Annotated in this window: 1 protein-coding gene; it reads right to left on the bottom strand. The window is 67.7% G+C overall.

Features of this window, described 5'->3' with window-relative positions:
• A partial coding sequence (locus DES41_RS38675; protein WP_170168424.1) for a beta strand repeat-containing protein occupies positions 1 to 2,223 on the bottom strand: 2,223 nt, incomplete at both ends.

Raw genomic sequence — 2,223 nt, 5'->3', positions numbered from 1 at the left:
TTGGCCGCCGCATTCACATCGGAGACCGCACCGACAGGCGCCTCGTTCACATCGGTCAGGTTGATGGTGAAGTTGGCGCTGGAGGTGCTGCCGTCCGACGAAGTGGCCACCACGGTGATGCCATGGCTGGTGGCCGCCTCGTAGTTCAGGAGCGTGCCGTCGGCCACGGTCACCACGCCGGTGCTGGCGTCGATGGCAAAGCGTCCGCCCGCGCTGTCACTCAAGCTATAGCTCACCGTGGCCGTGCCGTCCGGGTCGAGCGCCTGGGCCGTGATACCCACCACCGTGCCGTTGGCCGCGTTCTCGGCCACCTCGTTGGCCGCGGCGTTCATATCCGTGACCGCACCGACAGGCGCCTCGTTCACATCGGTCAGTGCGATCGTGAAGTTCGCGCTGGAGGTACTGCCGTCGCTGGATGTGGCCAGCACCGTGATGCCATGGCTGCTGGCGGCCTCGTAGTCCAGCAGGTTCACGTTAGCCACCGTCACCACGCCGGTGTTTGTGTCGATGGTGAAGCGCCCGCCGGCGTCGTTGCTGAGGCTGTAGCTCACCGTGGCGGTGCCGTCCGGGTCGATGGCCTGGGCCGTGATGCCCACGACAGTGCCATTGGCGGCGTTTTCGGGCACCTGGTTGGCCGCGGCGTTCACGTCGGTGACGGCGCCCACTGGCTGCTCGTTCACATCGGTCAGCGCAATCGTGAAGTTGGCGCTGGAGGTCGTTCCGTCCGAGGATGTCGCCATCACGGTGATGCCATGGCTTGCCGCCGTCTCGTAGTTCAAGAGCGTGCCGTTGGCCACCGTCACCACGCCGGTGGTGGCGTCGATGGCGAAGCGCCCGCCCGCGTTGTCGCTCAAGCTGTAGCTCACCGTGGCGGTGCCGTCGGGATCCAACGCCTGCGCGGTGATGCCCACCACCGTGCCATTGGCCGCGTTCTCGGCCACCTGGTTGGCGGCCACGTTCACGTCGGAGACGGCACCGATGGGTGCCTCGTTCACATCCGTCAGCGCGATCGTGAAGTTGGCGCTGGAGGTGCTGCCGTCAGACGAGGTGGCCAGCACCGTGATCTGGTGGCTGGTCGCGGCTTCGTAGTCCAGCAGGCTGCCATCGGCCACCGTCACCACGCCTGTGGTGGCGTCGATGGCAAAGCGGCCACCGGCGTTGTCGCTGAGGCTGTAGCCCACGGTGTCCGCGCCGTCCGGGTCGGCGGCCTGGGCGACGATGCCGACGGCCGTGCCGTTGGCGGCGTTCTCGGCCACCTGGTTGGCAGACGCGTTCACGTCGGTGACAGCGCCCACCGGTGCTTCGTTCACGTTGATCAGTGCAACCGTGAAGTTGGCGCTGGAGGTGGTGCCGTCGGAGGACGTGGCCAGCACGGTGATCTGGTGGCTGCTGGCCGTCTCGTAGTCCAGCAGCGAGCCGTCGGCCACGGTCACCACACCAGTGCTGGCATCGATGGCGAAGCGCCCGCCGGCGTTGTCCGAGAGGCTGTAGCTGACGGTGTCGGTGCCGTCAGGATCGGTCGCCTGGGCGGTGATGCCGACGGCGGTGCCGTTGGCGGCGTCCTCGGGGACCTGGTTTGCGGCGGCATTCGTGTCGGTGACGGGACCCACCGGGGCCTCGTTCACATCGGTCAGGCTGACCGTGAAGCTGGCGCTGGAGGTGCTGCCATCGCTGGAGGTGGCCAGCACCGTGATCTGGTGGCTCGCGGCGCTCTCGTAGTTGAGCAGCGTGCCATCGGCCACGGTGACCACGCCGGTGTTGGCGTCGATCGCAAAGCGCCCGCCCGCAGTGTCCGAGAGGCTGTAGCTGACCGTGGCCGTGCCGTCCGGATCGAGTGCCTGTGCCGTGACTCCCACGACCGTGCCATTGGCAGCGTTCTCTGCGACCTGGTTGGCGGCGGCGTTCACGTCTGTGACGGCACCCACCGGCGCTTCGTTCACATCGGTCAACCCAATGCTGAAGTTGGCGCTGGAGGTGCTGCCGTCCGAAGAGGTGGCCACCACCGTGATGCCGTGGCTGGTGGCGCCTTCGTAGTTCAGGAGCGTGCCATCTGCCACGGTGACCACGCCGGTGGCGGCATCGATGGCGAAGCGTCCGCCAGCGTCGTTGCTGAGGCTGTAGCTGACGGTGGCCGTGCCGTCGGGGTCGAGCGCCTGCGCGGTGATGCCGACCACCGTGCCGTTGGCCGCGTTCTCGGCCACCTGGTTCGCTGCCGCGTTCACG

Origin of the sequence: Pseudorhodoferax soli, assembly GCF_003337555.1 — a bacterium.
GTDB lineage: Bacteria > Pseudomonadota > Gammaproteobacteria > Burkholderiales > Burkholderiaceae_C > Pseudorhodoferax > Pseudorhodoferax soli.
Note: the sequence above shows the minus strand (reverse complement) of the source record. Positions and strands in the feature narration are given on the sequence as shown.